Raw genomic sequence first — 14,880 nt, forward strand, 5'->3', positions numbered from 1 at the left:
TCAAGCGTCCGCCGCTTCCCCGGCGTTGCTCGCACGGAACGTCTCCTCGCACATCCTGATAGCGACTTCGGCTCCGGCTCCGGCTCCGGCTCCGGCTCCGGCAGGGGCTCGGCCGACTGATCCCGCCCCCGCAGGAAGGCGGTGCAACCACTCGGCGGCTTTCCAGGGAATGAAGGGACGAAACGCAAGAAAAGGCGCCGCTGTCGCGGGCCTGACTCCCGGTAAGAGAAGGGACGGGCGATGAAGCTCCAGGACGAACTCCCCCTCAACCACCACCTGGCCACCGTCTACCGCTGGGGCTCCGCCTTCTGCGGGGTGGTCCTGCTCGTCTTCGGCATCCTCGGCTTCGCCGACGAACTCAGTCCGTTCAACACGAACGGGGACAGCATCGCGGGCATGTCGTCCAACGGCGCCCTGAGCCTGATCTCCGTGGCCGTCGGCCTGATCCTGATCGCGGGTGCCGCCATCGGCGGGAACGTCGCCTCCACGCTCAACATGGCGGTGGGAACGCTGTTCCTGCTCAGCGGCTTCGTCCACATCTTCATCCTCGACCGGCCCGCCAACATCCTCGACTTCGGCATGACCAACGTCATCTTCAGCTTCGTCATGGGGCTGGTGATCCTGACGTTCGGCATGTACGGGCGCGTGTCGAGCAAGCTGCCCCACGACAACCCGTACTGGCAGCACCGGCACCCGCGCGAGGCCGCCCGGGAATCCCTCGCCCGGCGCCGACAGCCGGCCCCCGCAGCGGCGCTGCCGACCGGCACGGCCGGACGGCCCTGCAGAGAGCGACCAGGTCTCCCGGCTCGCGGCCCAGCCACTGAGGCGTCCGGGCCCGGCCACGGCACGTTCGACGCCGCAGAACCCCGCACATCCGTCCAGGCCGGCGACACAACGGGCCGGGCGAACGGGCGGCGCAGTGGCGGTGGTTCAGGTCCGGTCAGTAGTGGAAGTGGCGGCGCTTGAGGGCGATGGTTTCGTCGGTGCCGGCGCCGTCATTGACGGAGCGCTCCAAGGTTCGGGGGTGTAAATCCAACGGCCCTGTCTCGCTTTCGGTGGTGACGGGGCGTGCTGCTATCCGAGGAGAACGCGGTGCCGAAGCAGGGTGAAGCCTGCTCGCCCGTGCATCTGACGTGCGATCCGTTTGGTCTTGGTGTTGACGCCCTCGGTGGGGCCGTTGCTGTAAGGAAGCGTGAGCCCGGCGATCACGGCGTCGACGTCCCGGTCTAGGCCCCGGGTGAAGGAATGCAGATGGGGCAGGTCGGCTGCTCGGACTTGGTCGATCCAGCGTGTGAGCGCGTCGGCGTGCGACGTAAGGAGCGGGGCGAAGTCCCTGATACCCGTGGCCAGTTGGGCCATCTCGGGGCAGGCGGTGGTGAGCTTGGCCAGGAGCTCGTGTTGCTCGGCCTTGAGATTGTCGGGCCTGGTCAGCAGCATCCGGGCGAGCCTGCGCGGGGAGATATGGCTGCGGTCGGCGTCCGCACGGCCCTGGTTGATGTACTTGTGCAGGAGGTTCAGGCAGCCCATGAAGCCGAGGGCTTTGATCTCTTCGAAGAGGTGCTTGACGGGGACGCCGGGGTCATCGGCTCGGCGTTTGCACAGGTGCTCGCGGTAGGGGTCGACGAGGCTGGCGCGGTACTTGGGGACGCGGAGCATGCGCTCGGGCCGATCAGTGCGGGCGTAGCGTTTGACGGTGTTCAGGGCCAGTTGGAGACGGCGGGCGCATTCGAGCAGGCCGACGCCCTGGTCGATCAGCCCGTGTACCTGGTGCCAGCGTTCCAGGGTGGTCTGGGCGCGGGGCCCGTCGTAGATCGGCGCGTCCAGCACGGTGGCCCAACAGGCGCTGTGCGCCTTGACCTCGCTCAGAGCGGCTTCGCACAGGTTGGGCCACACATGCCACCGGTCCGCGACCTGCACTGCGTCGGGCAGGGCGCGCCGGATCGCCTCAGCATAGGTCGCCGAGCCGTCACGGCACACGATCTCGATGCCTGGATGCTCGCGCAGCCACGCCTCCAGGGTGTCGGCCGTACGGCTGGGCAGCACGTCGATCCGCTCATGAGTCTCGGCATCGATGATCACGGTGGCGTAGCGGTGCCGCCGGCGCAGTGCGAAGTCGTCGACGCCGATCACGCGGGGCACCCGCCGAGTGGGCAACGGGATCCGCAGCAAGGCGCGCAGGGCCGTGTGACGCGACAGGCTCACCGCCAATATCGCCAGCAGACGTGCCCCAGCCCAGCCCGCTAACTCCTTGACCACGGCCTTTACTTGCCTGGTCAGGCGGGTCGTACGCCGCTGGTACCGGTCCAAGACGCCGGGCACCTGCTCGCGGAAGGTGTGGCGGCAGTCGCGCGTGGGACACACCAGACGCCGCACCCGCACACGGACCACCACCCGTCGTTCATCGACCGGCACGTCCGCGACTGTCCGCCAGTGATAGCCGTGCACGCGTTCCGACGGGGCCTCGCACACCGGGCAGTCTGCAGTGTCCCGCGGAGTCCGTGCCCACACCACGATCCGCTCACCTTCGTCGACCACATCCTCGATGGTCAGCGGGGAAAGACCCGAAAACACCGTCTGCACAAGCTCGTTGACACCTTTCACATGAATGTCAACGACCCTCACGACTCTCCGTCACCACCGAAAGCGAGACAGGGCCGCTCGTTTGACAGACCCCCACAGCGGTCAGTCCGCCCCCATCCGCATACCTCACACACCACTGGATACGGCCAACAACCCGCCCTCACCAGGAACTTCGCGAAAGGTCACCCTAACGAGCCGAAGTCAGTAACGGCGGTGAGGACCGGCTTCATGGTGGTTTCCACTTCTGGCTGGTGCGGAAGGGAGGGGCGGGGGTTCGGCGAGCGGGTGGTCCACCGGTGGTCGGTGGGGCCGGGGACTGGCGTAAAGCGCAGTCCCCGGCGGTCAGAGCGTCACGCCCGGCGCGGCCCTGCGGGAGAGGGTGCTGTTGGTGCTGGTGGCCGTGGTCTCCTGCAGGCCGTGGTCGATGAAGTCGATCATCCAGGTGAAGCTGTCGTCGATGTCAGTGGCGAACTGGAACCCGCCGGCTGCTTCCAGGGATGCGTATCCGTGCAGGACGGTGCGCAGCATCCGCAGCGCGTGGATCTGCTGGTCGGGGTCGATCCGGTAGCCGTGCAGCATGGCCGCCCAGGAGTCGACCACCCGGTTGAGGGCGCCGATGAGGGGGTCGTCGGGTCCGGTCGGGCGGGCGGCGTTGGCTGCGGCGTATCGGCCGTGGTGGTCCTTGACGAAGGTCCGCATCGCCTGTGCGCCGCGGGCCAGGGCTTCGGTGCCGGACCGGCCCTGGATGGCGTCGCGGATGGCGTCGGCGCACTGGTTCATGGCCAGGATGGCGATCCGGTGGGCGAGGTCGGTCTGGCCGGTGACGTGCTTGTACAGCGAGGGGGTCCTGACCCCGAGCCGTTCGGCGACCAGGCCCATGCCGAGCTGGTCGAACCCGACCTCGTCGACCAGGGCGGCGGCGGCTTCGGTGACCGTCGCGGCGGTGAGTCCGGCCCTAGGCACGGGAGGCTGTCTTGGCCAGGAACGGCAGGGCCAGCGCGAGGACCTGGTCGGGGGTCTGGGCGTGCGGGTAGTGGCCGGCGCCGTCGATCACGGCCAGCTCGCCGAGGCCGGCGGGCAGGTCGGCGATGATCTTCGCCCCTTCGGCACGGGGGTCGGCCCAGTCGGGGTCCAGGCTGCCTTCGACGATCAGGACCGGGCAGGTGACGTGGGCGAGCTGGGTGCCGGCGTCGGTGGGCTTGGACTTGCACATGTCCTGCAGGGCCTTCATCCGGCCGGGCTCACTCAGCGTGGCCTCGATGCGTGCCAGTTCGCTGTTCCAGTCGGCGGGCTTGGCCGGGTAGGCCACGTCGAGGTACTTCTTCCAGTCCGCCAGGCGTCCCCGGACGATGACCTGCGCCATTCGCGTGTACCCGGTCCGGAAGCGCTTGACCCGGATCAGCCCGCCCAGGTCGACCGGCTGCGCACGGGTGAACGGAGCCAGCTCGATCACTCCGCTGACTACGTCGGGCGCAGTGGCGGCCGCGATGGTCGCGGCGCCGCCGCTGATCGACTGCCCGATGATCACGGCTGGGCCGCCGAGGTGACGCGCGACGGCGACCAGATCTCCGGCGATGTCGGTGCGGCTGTAACCGTCCCAGCCGAGGCTGGACTCACCGCACCCGCGGATGTCGATGTTCGCGACCCGGTAACCGGCGGCCACCAGGCCGGGAACGAGGAAGCGGTAGGAGTGCCGGCTGTCGCCGATACCGTGCGCCAGCACGACCAGGGGACCTCCCCCGGTCACGTCGAAGGCGATGGTGTTCTTGCCGATTCTCAGGTGCTCGGTCATGCCGTCCCCCAACAAATTAGCTAATGCCGTTAGCTATAGACTAGTCACATTAGCCATGAGGGTCAACGCCACACCCAGCCGCGCTCGATCGGGGGCCGAGCCCAGAGCGACGGCCTGGGGTGCCCCGGCGGTGGCGCCCTCGGCGAAGAAGGGCGCCCGGTCCCGGCAGACGACCTCAATGCCGGGCCGCTGGGCCAGCCACGCGGCCAGGCTCGACGCCCCCCGGTCAGGCAACAGGTCGACGGGATGACGGGTTTCGACGTCCACGAAAACGGTGCCGTAGTGGCGGCCCTTGCGGGTGGCGTACTCGTCGGCACCGGCCACCCGCGGGACCGGTACTTCCGGCTCGGGCAGCGCGTCGACCAGCCGCAACACGGTGCTGCGGCTGACCGGCACCCCGAGACACCGGTCAGGCGAGCACCGGCCCGGCCCGCGAGCGCGAGACCGACGGCGGCCAGCACGGACCGCAGCCGCTCGGTCCGCTGACCGTGCCGACGCGTCAGCCCGGGAACCTGCTCCACGAAGGTCCGCCGCTCGCATACGGCGTCCTGGCAGTTGAACCGGCGGACTCTTAACCGCAGTAAGACATTTCGCCCGGCGCTGGGTACATCAGCAGGAAACCGCAGGTAGGAGCCGTGAACACGGCTCGACCACGTCCCGCACCCCGGGCACACGGCACCCGCCGCAGTGCAGCACACGTCAACGTGCACTATCGCGATGTTCACGTCCACCGACAGCACCACGACGTCGTCGACGGACGCCAGGAGCAGCTCCTTCACCTGGAGCACGAGTTCATCCACGGCCCCGAACTGTCAGCCACACCACACAGGCCACCGCTCGTTTTCAGGCAACTTCCCGAGCCGCCCACACGACCTCAGCTGTTACTCAGCGTGCACGCACCGCAAAAACCTGAGCCAGAGCCCGAAGTGGTGAACATTGAGCCTGAGCACGATAGGCGTCGTATCTGCACGACAACTGTCCGTGGCGGCCCTGCTCCGCTGGTTGCTGGGTCGTCGCAGGACTGGCGGAGCAGGAATCGCGTGGTCACGCGCTCATGGGGTAACGGATCTATCAGGAGATCCCGGAAGGGCCGTTGACTGGAAGGACTGTCACGTGGAACGCGCCGACTGGCTGCTCACCTCCGCTCAGCGGGGGAATCCGGCGTCGCGGGTGGACCGCCGTCATGCCGACGGTGCGGCGTGGTCCACGGGCAACGACGTCCGTCCCCTGGTACACGGGGCGGTGTACTTCGCCGAGCTGCTCGCGGCCGTGCGGGCGCAGCGGGCCGGCGACATGTTGATGTTCACGGACTGGCGGGGTGACCCTGACGAGCTGCTGGACGGTCCGAAGAGCGCTATCGGCGATGTGTTGTGCGACGCCGCACGCCGCGGTGTCGTCGTCAAGGGGCTGGTGTGGCGCTCGCACCTGGATCGGTTCCAGTTCAGCGAACAGGAGAACTACCACCTGGGGGAGGAGATCGAGGAGGCGGGAGGCGAGTGCCTGCTCGACATGCGGGTGCGGCCGGGCGGCTCGCACCATCAAAAGTTCGTGGTGCTGCGCCACCCGGGTCGGCCCGAGCGGGACGTCGCCTTCGTCGGCGGGATCGATCTGTGCCACAGCCGTCGGGACGACGCCGCTCATCAGGGTGACCCGCTGGCGCAACCTATCGCCGACGCCTACGGTTCCCGTCCGCCCTGGCACGACATCCAGCTGGCGGTGCGCGGGCCCGCCGTCGGCGATGTCGAGGCCACGTTCCGTGAGCGGTGGACGGACCCGGCTCCGCTCAGTCGCAGCCCGCGCAGCCGGCTGCGGGCGGCACTCCGGGACGAGGACACGCGGGCGGATCCGCTCCCGGTGCAGCAACCCGACCCGGGCCCGCGCGGTTCCCATACGGTCCAGATCCTGCGCACCTACCCGAACCGCCTCAGGGGCTATCCGTTCGCTCCCGACGGTGAACGCAGCATCGCCCGCGCCTACACGAAGTCCCTGCGGCGGGCACGCCGGCTGATCTACCTAGAGGACCAGTACTTGTGGTCGGAGAGTGCCGTCCAGCCGTTCGCCCAGGCTCTCGCGGATCATCCGGGACTGCGGATGATCGCCGTCCTGCCGCCACTGCCGGACCAGGAGGGGCGGATCAGCACACCGATGAACCTGCTGGGCCGGATCCGCGCCCTGGAAGTCCTGCGACGGGCCGGCGGCGACCGGGTGGCCGTCTACAGCCTGGAAAATCACGCCGGGACACCCGTGTACGTCCATGCCAAGGTCTGTGTCATCGACGATGTCTGGGCCTCGGTCGGGTCCGACAACGTCAACCGGCGCTCCTGGACGCACGATTCGGAACTCAGCTGCGCTGTCCTCGACGAGACCCGTGACTCCCGTGAACCGATGGACCCCGGCGGCCTGGGTGACGGCGCCCGCGTCTTCGCGCGCGAGCTGCGGTTGTCGTTGAATCTCGAACACCTTGACCTCGACGGGGACGGGGAAGCGGCTGCACTCTGCGAACCGGGCCGCGCCTTTGCGGCCTACGCCGACTCGGCCGCCGCTCTGGACGCGTGGCACGACGACGGCCGCCACGGTCCGCGACCGTCGGGACGGCTGCGCACCTACCACCCGCCGCGCCTGTCCCGCATCACGCGGGCCCTGACCGACCCGCTCTACCGGGTCATCGCCGATCCCGACGGCCGCCCGCGCTCCCTGCGTCGGCACGGTGCCTACTGACGGTGTCCCGGACGGGTGAGGTGACCCCAATGCCGCGAGGGCAAGTCCACGTTCTTGCTGGTACTGCCGTTCGAACTCGGCAGGTGAAAGGAAGTTGAGAGGGCGCTTTCTCCTATTGTTTCATCCCGGATCGCCTGGTTGGGGTTGGTTCAGGTGCCGCGCCGGCTCGGGGTGGATTCCGCGGTCAGGCGTCGTGTCATGAGGTTGATCATCGCGAGGTGGACCATGGCTTCGGAGCGATGCGGCTTGGCCTCGTAGTCACGTGCCAGTCGGCGGTGGTTCATCAGCCAGCCCAGGGTGCGTCCGACCGTCCAGCGGCGGGGTAGGACGGTGAAACCCCTGGTGGCGGGGTCGCGGCGGACGATGTGCATGTCGATGCCGAGAGTGGCGGCGTGTTCGACGAGGTGCTGGCGGTAACCGCCGTCGACCCAGGTCTCGCGGATGGCGGGATGCTCGGCGGCGACCTTTTCGATGAGGGCCTGGCCGGCGATGGAGTCCTGCACGCTCGCGGCTGTGCCCAGGACTCCTAGGAGGAGTCCGACGGTGCCGATGACGATGCTCCGCTTCCTCCCGACGATCTTCTTGCCCGCGTCGATGCCCTGCCCGTGCGCGGGGACATTGGTGGAGGTCTTGATGCTCTGCGAGTCGATGACGCAGGCGGTTTCTTCCTCGCGGCCTTCCTGCCTGCGGACTCGGCGGCGCAGAAGACTGTTGAGCTGGTCGAAGACACCTTCACGTTCCGGGAGCCCTGTTGCAGGCGCTGACTCCATGCGGCTCTCGGACTCGGACGTCTCGAACCTCTCAGACGTCCGATAGCCCGCCGACTGGACGGTCGTGGCAGAGGGCCCCGTGGCCAAGGGGCCGTCGACACGCGGCACAGCCGTGCCCGCGCCCCCGCTACAACCTGCTCGCCCCGGCGCACCCGGTGCGGGTGCCCCGCTCCGGCGGAAAGAAGAGATCACACAGGCAATGGATCACGCCGTCCCGCTCTCCGGGTACCGTCAGGGTATGAGTCACCCGCATCCCGACCTGAAAGCCGCCCCACCCCTTCCCGAAGGAGGGCTGCGGGTCATCGCCTTGGGCGGCCTGGGTGAGATCGGCCGCAACATGACCGTCTTCGAGCACGCGGGCAAACTGCTCATCGTCGACTGCGGCGTGCTGTTCCCCGAGGAGACCCAGCCCGGCGTGGACGTCATCCTGCCGGACTTCACCTCGATCCGGGACCGCCTGGACGACATCGTGGCCGTAGTACTCACCCACGGCCACGAGGACCACATCGGCGGCGTGCCGTACCTGCTGCGCGAGCGGTCCGACATTCCCGTCGTCGCCTCCAAGCTGACCCTTGCGTTCCTGGAGGCCAAGCTCAAGGAACACGGCATCCGGCCGCGCACGGTGCGGGTGCGGGAGGGCGACCGGCGCGGCTTCGGGCCCTTCGACTGCGAGTTCGTGGCGGTCAACCACTCCATCCCGGACGGCCTCGCGGTCGCGATCCGCACCGGCGCCGGGATGGTGCTGCACACCGGCGACTTCAAGATGGACCAGTTCCCTCTCGACGACCGCATCACCGATCTGCGTGCCTTCGCCCGCCTCGGCGAGGAGGGCGTGGACCTGTTCCTCACCGACTCCACCAACGCCGAAGTACCCGGCTTCACCACCTCCGAGCGTGAGCTGAACCCGGCGATCGAGCAGGTGCTGCGCACCGCGCCGCGCCGGGTCATTGTCTCCAGCTTCGCCAGCCATGTGCACCGCATCCAGCAGGTCCTGGACGCCGCCCACCAGCACGGCCGTAAGGTCGCCTTCGTCGGCCGGTCGATGGTCCGCAACATGGGAATCGCCCGTGACCTGGGCTATCTGAAGGTCCCCTCCGGTCTGGTCGTGAGCACGAAGGAGCTGGAGAAGCTCCCGGACCACAAGATCACTCTGGTGTGCACCGGCTCCCAGGGCGAACCGATGGCCGCGCTGTCACGGATGGCCAACCGCGACCACCAGATCCGTATCGGCAAGGGCGACACCGTCCTGCTCGCCAGCTCCCTCATCCCCGGCAACGAGAGCGCCATCTACCGCGTCATCAACGGGCTCACCCGGTGGGGCGCCCACGTGGTCCACAAGGGCAACGCCAAGGTCCACGTCTCCGGGCACGCCAGCGCCGGCGAACTCGTCTACTGCTACAACATCGTCAAACCCCGCAATGTCATGCCCGTGCACGGCGAATGGCGCCACCTGCAGGCCAACGGCGACCTCGCCATCCGTACCGGTGTCGACCCGGACCGGGTCGTCATCGCCGAGGACGGCGTCGTCGTAGACCTCGTCGACGGCCGCGCGTCCATCACCGGGAAGGTCCCCGCAGGCTACGTCTACGTGGACGGGATGGAGGTCGGCGGCGTCACCGAAGCCTCCCTCAAGGACCGCCGCACGCTTGGGGAAGAGGGTGTAGTCACGGTGGTGGCGATCGTCGACGCCGACACCGGCGCCCTCGCCGAAGCCCCCGACTTCCTGGCCCGCGGCTTCGCCCATGACGACACCACCTTCGAGCCGGTCATCCCCGTCATCGAGAAAACCCTTGCCACCGCCGCCGCCGAAGGCATCGGGGACGCGCACCAACTCGAACAGCTCATCGCCCGCGCCGTGGCGAACTGGGCGTTCCGCACCCACCGCCGCAAGCCCCTCATCATCCCCGTCATCATCGACGCCTGAGCCACAGCACGGTCCCCGGTTCCGGGGGTATCGAGGTCGGGCACGGGAGTCAGCAGCCGTCTCGGGAGGCCGGGGTGGCAACACACTCCACATGATGAGTCATCGGGAAGATGTCGCCGAAGCCCACCCTGCGAGAACCAGCAGGTCAGACATCGTTTATCGACACCGAGGAGCCGCTACCTTTCCGGCTGCGGCGGAAGCGGGTCATGCAGCCGGTCAGTCGACCGGCGGCTCGGCAGGCCGGAGCCGGTGTGTCCGGAAGTGTCCTCGCGCCGTGGCATTCCAGTCCGCTGTCCATCTGGCGCAGGTGGAGGGGACCCACGAGGGTTCGGACCCGGTAGGAAGTCAGTCGAGCTATTTATGACGCCGTCGCCGTCCCTGTAGTGGCAGGTCTGCGTGATCGACTGCCTCTGCACGACGGGGCACGCGGCGCAGGCCGATACCGCGGAGGTGGTGTTGCGGCTGGAAATGGCTTCCCTCCCGCTCGACCGTCGTGTTCCGGGTTCCACGACGGCATGGTCCAGGTGCTGTGCGAGGCGAAACAGAGCGGGCTCGCGTTGGAGTGGCGTCAGACGGCCCTCGACCGCGACCAGGCCGACCACAGGCCGTCGGCCCCGGCCCTCTGCTCTCAGCGCCAGGTCAGGACGAGAGTAGGTGCGGCGCGTACTCGCGGACCGCATCCAGCAGTTGTCGCTTCGACGGGTTGACCATGGCGTGCCCGGCGACGGTGACGGTGGGCACCGTCTCGTTTCCGTCCGCGACGGAGCGGACGAACGCCGCTGCGTCCTTGTCCCGCCAGATGTTCCGCTTGGTGTAACGCAGGCGCGTGAAGAGCAGGCTCAACCGCAGGTTCATGCAGAACACGCAGCCGGGCCGCCAGTACATCACGACGCCGTCGCTTTCCTCGGTCATGCACTTCCCCCGTACGGTGTTGCTGTCCCTGGCGGCCGGAACTTCCAGCCTACGGGACACCGGGGCCCGCACCTCGGGGCGTGGCCAGGATCTCGAGGCCGCGGTCCGGGGTGATCAGCTGGGCCAGGACCGGGTCGGCGAACAGGGATATCGGGGCAATATGGTCCTCGCACACCGGGTGCCACAGGCGTAGCGCTGCACGGAGTTCGGGCCAGGCTTCGTCACACAGGCCCGCGCGGGCCGTGCGGACCTTGGCGGGGTCGGACATTGGGTCGGGTTCGGGCTGCGGGCCGCCGCCCGCGTACAGGGTGACGACGATCGGCCCCGTACGGATCGGCGGCTCGCCGGGAGCCTGAAAGGCCGGCTGCCCGACGAGGCGGTCGGCGACGGCGTGCACGGCCGCGTCGAACTCGGGTCCGCCGAAGGTGAGCCGGAAGCCCGGCTCGGCCGCCCGGGCTTCGTAGTCGGCGACGAGCGCCCGCACAGGTGCGGGCGCGTGCTCCTTGAGCCGCGGCAGGGGCCGCAGGTCGTGGGGGTGCGCGAGCTGGTCCTGCCGGACCAGGAGCGGCAGGAGTTCCGCGGCGAAGAGCGGGCTGAGCAGGAGGTCGTCGTTCCCCGGGCGGTACCACATCAGGCTCGCGATGTGGCCGCGCCAGTCGCCGAGCATCGCCTTCATCTGCATGCTCAGCACGTCTGCTCGCTCCCGCCCGTACTCGTGCGCCTGGGCGAACACCGACAGCGGTCCGTCGACCGCCCCGGCCAGCGCCTCGCATCGGGCCCGCTCGACCTCCGCGTCCCAGTGGTCCCGGGTGGCGCCCGGCGGCTTGCGCAGGGCGTGGAAGGACACCCACCGTCGGCGCATGAGGCCGTGGAAGGAGCCGTACCGCTCCGGTCCCTCGCCGGACCAGGAGGCGAGCCAGTACGCCGCCCACTCGCCGTCTACGTCCACGTCGTCGGGGTCGAGCAGCATGACCGCCGCGTCACCCTCAAGGGACAGGCGCAGGCAGCGCGCTAGGACCTTCGCCTCCTGAACGCCGAACGCCTCCTCACCGTCCTCGTCCTCTTCGACATCGTCCTCCGCGAGGTCTTCCCAGACCTCGATCCAGGTGCGGTCGCCGGTGTCCCGCAGCCATTTCAGCTCCGCGGCGCCCGCCAGCCGGTAGATGAAGTTGCCCGCGTCCCGCCACCCATTGGTGACCAGCAGGAACTCCCGCAGCGAAGGCGGCAGCCGGCGCCCCAGCCGGGCCTCGGCCGCAGCGACCTCGGCCTCACTGGCCGGCGAGAACCCGAGCCAGGCGTCCCGCACGACCTCCTGCGCGAGCGGTGCGTCCTTGTCCGGGTCGTGCCCCGCGATCCACTCCGCGCTCCACTGCTCCAGAAACGGCCGCCACGTCGTACGCTCACCCATCGTCCCCTCCGCCTCTCGCTCTCCGTCGTCCGACTTCACCTCACCACAGGGGTACGACAACGGGTTGCGGCCAGACTCGGCTACGCCCGCCTTCCGCGGGAAGAGATCAAGACCCGTGACCGCGCCCCGGCCCCGGGCTTCGAGAGAGCCAGAGGTCCCGGTTGCCCGCGATCAGCACGCGCCCGTCCGCGAGGGCGACCGCCGTTCTCGGGGGGTCCTCGCTGCAGCCGAGGCCGCCGCGTTTCCAGCCCGTGGTCGTCCCGTTGCCGACCCAGACGGAACTGCACAGCACTGTGCGGGTGTTCGGCTTGGACTTGGGCCGGGGGGCCGAGCCGACCAGGACCGGGTGGCCCGCGGAGCCGACGGTCGCGGCAGTGATCTCGCCGGTGCCCATTGCCGAAGTGTCCGTCCGGGTCCAGTGGGTGCCGTCCTTGCTGGTGAGAACCAGCGGGAGGGAGTCGTAGAAGGCGCCGGCCCTGGCATAGCCACCCACGGCGAACCAGTGGCCCGACGCGTACAGGATGTTGTGCACCTGTGTGCCCGGTGGCGTCCCGGTGATTTCGCGGGACGTCCAGTGCGCGCCGCCGTCCGCGCTGCGCCAGAACGGGATCGTGCCCGAGGAGTGGAAGTCGAAGGCGTTGGTCGCTGCCGCGCCGAAGGCGACGACCTCCTTGCCGTTGACGCCGAAGTCGCCCACGGGTGTGGACGGTTGCCGACCGTCGATCGGCGGCAGCGGCACGCGACGCACGGTCTTGCCCGCGTCGTCGGACGCGAACACGTACGGAGACTCCACCCGGTCGACCGTCTGGCCGCCGCCGATCAGCAGGAGCGAGCCGGCTTTGACCGCGGTGTTCACCGAGGCGTCGTCCGCGGTCTCCTGCACGGGGCGGGGGGGGTTGAACGTCAGTGGCAGCGTGGCGAGCCGGAACTGCTCGCCGTTCGGTGCCCGGCGGGTCAACGTGGCGCCGACACCGATCGGCGAACCGTCGTCCCACGGCACCACCACGTCGCCCGGCAGGCCGCCACCGGGCCAGCTGCTGCGCATGGAGTACGGCACGTCGGTTTCGTCGTCGGCGCCCGGCTTCGGGGTGATCGAGAGCTTCGTACAGCCGTCGGAACCAGTCCAGTTGACGTTCACATAGCGGTACCCGTTGGCGAACGTCCCCTCGCCCAGGGCGCAGTCACCCAGCGGCACCAGCTGGCGCAGACCCTCGTGGGGCGCCACGTACCCCTTATTGTGCGGGCCGGTCACCGACGGGTAGTCCACCGCGCCCGCATACTCCTTGAACCCGAGCTCTGCCGCGCTCGTGTCCCCCGTGCCGGTGTCCTGCGTTGATCCTGCCGCAGCCGCCCAGTACCAGGGCCGCACTGGCTGCCAGGCTCGCGACGGCGGCGAGCCTCCCCCCACGTGTCCTCATCCCTCCACGCTACTGAACTCGAACACGTGAATGCCGGGCGCTGCCATGGTGGACGCTGCATACGACAGCCTCGGCTACGACGGATTCCACGACTGGCCCCTGCTCCAGGCCCGCTACACGCTCGCCGTCCTGTTCGAATACGCTGCCACCCTCGGCCTCATCGGCATCGAGTACGTTCCGCCCGTCGGCGCCCGCGAGGACTACCGCGACAACTGGGGCGGCGACGACCTCGACCAACTCTCCCGCTATGACGGTCCGCTCGCCCTGTGCTTGAACCCACTCGGCGCGTACGCCACCGGCCGCGCCCCCGCCTACTTCGCCACGCCAGACCCCGTCGACACAGACTGCCCCGGCATCAAGGGCCTGCCGAATTTCGGCATCGTCGCCCTCGATGGACTGCGTCCCGCCGATGCCCTGCTCTTGGACACCTTCGCCGACAAGACCTCCGACCGGGTGTGGACCCCGAGCGCCATGGACACCAAGCGCACCCTGAAGGAACTCCGCTGTTGCCTCGCGCAGGCGTCCTCGCAGCCGCTGCCGCGAACCGTCACCACCTACATCCGCGTCACCGAAACCCACATGGCACCGCCGTGGGTGCGCCTTCAGACCGCGCACGCCGCTGCCGGACTGCTCGCCGACACCGCACCCGGCCGTGCCGCCGACCTGATGGAGACAGCTGTCCGGCTGCTGCCGCAGGTGGCGCCCCGCCGGCTCGGCCGTGCCGACCGGCAGCAGGCACTGCGCGGTCTCACCAGCCTGCCCCATGACGCCGCCGCCCTCGCCCTCGCCGTCCCCGGCGTCCCCGAGCCCGAGCGGGCGATGCGGGCCCTGCGCCTGCTGGAGGCAGGCCGGGCAGTGCTGCTTAGACGGTGTCCTATGTGGGGCTGGGTCGTTGGACTTGGTTATGGGGCGGGGTACGTGGAGTTGGATTGTTCCGGACGGGCTGTGGGAGATCGCCAGGCCGCTGATTCCGGAGGACCGGGTGCGGCCGCAGGGCGGCGGAACCCAGAACACGCCTGATGAGACGCTATTCGCGGCCATCATCTACGTGCTGGTGAGCGGGTGTTCCTGGCGGGCCCTGCCGCCGTGCTTCGGGATATCGAAGTCGACGGCCCACCGCCGGTTCCTGATCTGGTCCAGAGCCGGTGTCTGGGGCCGCCTCCATGAAGCGATCCTTCATCAACTCGACGACGCCGGCCTGATCGACGTCTCCCGCGTCGTCCTCGACTCCGCTCACGTACGCGCTAAAAAAGGGACGAACTTACAGGTCCGAGCCCCGTGGACCGAGGCAAACCGGGTTCCAAGATGCACATCCTGTCGGACGCGAACGGACTGCCCCTTCTCGTCGGCATCTCCGC

At 69.1% G+C, this 14,880-nt stretch carries 10 protein-coding genes and 4 pseudogenes; 5 read left to right on the forward strand and 9 right to left on the reverse strand.

Translation table 11 applies throughout. The features are described 5' to 3' along the window. Nucleotides 1-240: 240 nt before the first annotated feature. Nucleotides 241-777: pseudogene (locus tag ACZ6KY_RS40755) on the forward strand (DUF4383 domain-containing protein); the annotation flags it as partial. 297 nt (nt 778-1,074) lie between these two features. On the opposite strand, the gene ACZ6KY_RS40760 reads toward ACZ6KY_RS40755, so the two are convergent. The 5 genes and pseudogenes from ACZ6KY_RS40760 to ACZ6KY_RS40780 form a co-directional block, all read right to left on the reverse strand. Continuing rightward, entirely contained in the window at nt 1,075-2,601 is a 1,527-nt protein-coding gene (locus ACZ6KY_RS40760; protein WP_469315316.1) for an ISL3 family transposase, read from the reverse strand. A gap of 321 nt (nt 2,602-2,922) precedes the next feature. Then, nucleotides 2,923-3,543: a TetR-like C-terminal domain-containing protein gene (locus ACZ6KY_RS40765; protein WP_469315306.1), complete on the reverse strand. Its 621-nt coding sequence runs from the start codon at nt 3,541-3,543 to the stop codon at nt 2,923-2,925. Next, entirely contained in the window at nt 3,536-4,372 is an 837-nt protein-coding gene (locus ACZ6KY_RS40770; protein WP_469315307.1) for an alpha/beta fold hydrolase, read from the reverse strand. Before ACZ6KY_RS40770 ends, ACZ6KY_RS40765 begins: the two co-directional genes overlap by 8 nt. Nucleotides 4,373-4,405: 33 nt before the next feature. Then, nucleotides 4,406-4,768, reverse strand: coding sequence for an ISL3 family transposase (locus ACZ6KY_RS40775; RefSeq protein WP_469315308.1), 363 nt, complete (start codon nt 4,766-4,768; stop codon nt 4,406-4,408). A 209-nt stretch (nt 4,769-4,977) separates the two neighbouring features. Continuing rightward, nucleotides 4,978-5,172, reverse strand: a pseudogene (locus ACZ6KY_RS40780) (ISL3 family transposase); the annotation flags it as partial. Nucleotides 5,173-5,485: 313 nt separating this feature from the next. Between ACZ6KY_RS40780 and ACZ6KY_RS40785 the strand changes: the two are divergent. Continuing rightward, nucleotides 5,486-7,090 carry a phospholipase D family protein gene (locus ACZ6KY_RS40785; protein ID WP_469315309.1) on the forward strand — a complete coding sequence of 535 codons (1,605 nt, stop codon included), beginning with the start codon at nt 5,486-5,488 and terminating at the stop codon, nt 7,088-7,090. Between the two features lie 149 nt (nt 7,091-7,239). On the opposite strand, the pseudogene ACZ6KY_RS40790 reads toward ACZ6KY_RS40785, so the two are convergent. Then, nucleotides 7,240-7,830, reverse strand: a pseudogene (locus tag ACZ6KY_RS40790) (transposase); the annotation flags it as partial. A gap of 268 nt (nt 7,831-8,098) precedes the next feature. Here ACZ6KY_RS40790 and ACZ6KY_RS40795 point away from each other — a divergent pair. Next, complete coding sequence (locus tag ACZ6KY_RS40795; RefSeq protein ID WP_469315310.1) at nt 8,099-9,784, forward strand: ribonuclease J; 1,686 nt, start codon at nt 8,099-8,101, stop codon at nt 9,782-9,784. 639 nt (nt 9,785-10,423) lie between these two features. On the opposite strand, the gene ACZ6KY_RS40800 is transcribed toward ACZ6KY_RS40795, so the two are convergent. From ACZ6KY_RS40800 to ACZ6KY_RS40810, 3 genes are all read right to left on the reverse strand, one after another. Continuing rightward, entirely contained in the window at nt 10,424-10,696 is a 273-nt protein-coding gene (locus ACZ6KY_RS40800) for a glutaredoxin domain-containing protein (protein ID WP_067370829.1), read from the reverse strand. A gap of 49 nt (nt 10,697-10,745) precedes the next feature. Continuing rightward, complete coding sequence (locus tag ACZ6KY_RS40805) at nt 10,746-12,104, reverse strand: SMI1/KNR4 family protein (RefSeq protein ID WP_469315311.1); 1,359 nt, start codon at nt 12,102-12,104, stop codon at nt 10,746-10,748. 106 nt (nt 12,105-12,210) lie between these two features. Then, nucleotides 12,211-13,371 (reverse strand): beta propeller repeat protein, encoded by a 1,161-nt coding sequence (locus ACZ6KY_RS40810; RefSeq protein WP_469315312.1) that lies wholly within the window; start codon nt 13,369-13,371, stop codon nt 12,211-12,213. Between the two features lie 196 nt (nt 13,372-13,567). Between ACZ6KY_RS40810 and ACZ6KY_RS40815 the strand changes: the two genes are divergently transcribed. Then, nucleotides 13,568-14,542 (forward strand): hypothetical protein, encoded by a 975-nt coding sequence (locus tag ACZ6KY_RS40815; protein WP_469315313.1) that lies wholly within the window; start codon nt 13,568-13,570, stop codon nt 14,540-14,542. Then, a pseudogene (locus ACZ6KY_RS40820) lies at nt 14,427-14,880 on the forward strand (IS5 family transposase); the annotation flags it as partial. The gene ACZ6KY_RS40815 and the pseudogene ACZ6KY_RS40820, both read left to right, overlap by 116 nt.

It is taken from the genome of Streptomyces sp. NPDC042002, from assembly GCF_055588305.1.

Excerpts from the sequence above, each read along its gene's own strand:
- ACZ6KY_RS40815 (WP_469315313.1), top strand. The coding sequence starts at position 13,568 with ATGGTGGACGCTGCATACGACAGCCTCGGCTACGACGGATTCCACGAC.
- ACZ6KY_RS40770 (WP_469315307.1), bottom strand. The coding sequence starts at position 4,372 with ATGACCGAGCACCTGAGAATCGGCAAGAACACCATCGCCTTCGACGTG.
- ACZ6KY_RS40800 (WP_067370829.1), bottom strand. The coding sequence starts at position 10,696 with ATGACCGAGGAAAGCGACGGCGTCGTGATGTACTGGCGGCCCGGCTGC.
- ACZ6KY_RS40805 (WP_469315311.1), bottom strand. The coding sequence starts at position 12,104 with ATGGGTGAGCGTACGACGTGGCGGCCGTTTCTGGAGCAGTGGAGCGCG.
- ACZ6KY_RS40795 (WP_469315310.1), top strand. The coding sequence starts at position 8,099 with ATGAGTCACCCGCATCCCGACCTGAAAGCCGCCCCACCCCTTCCCGAA.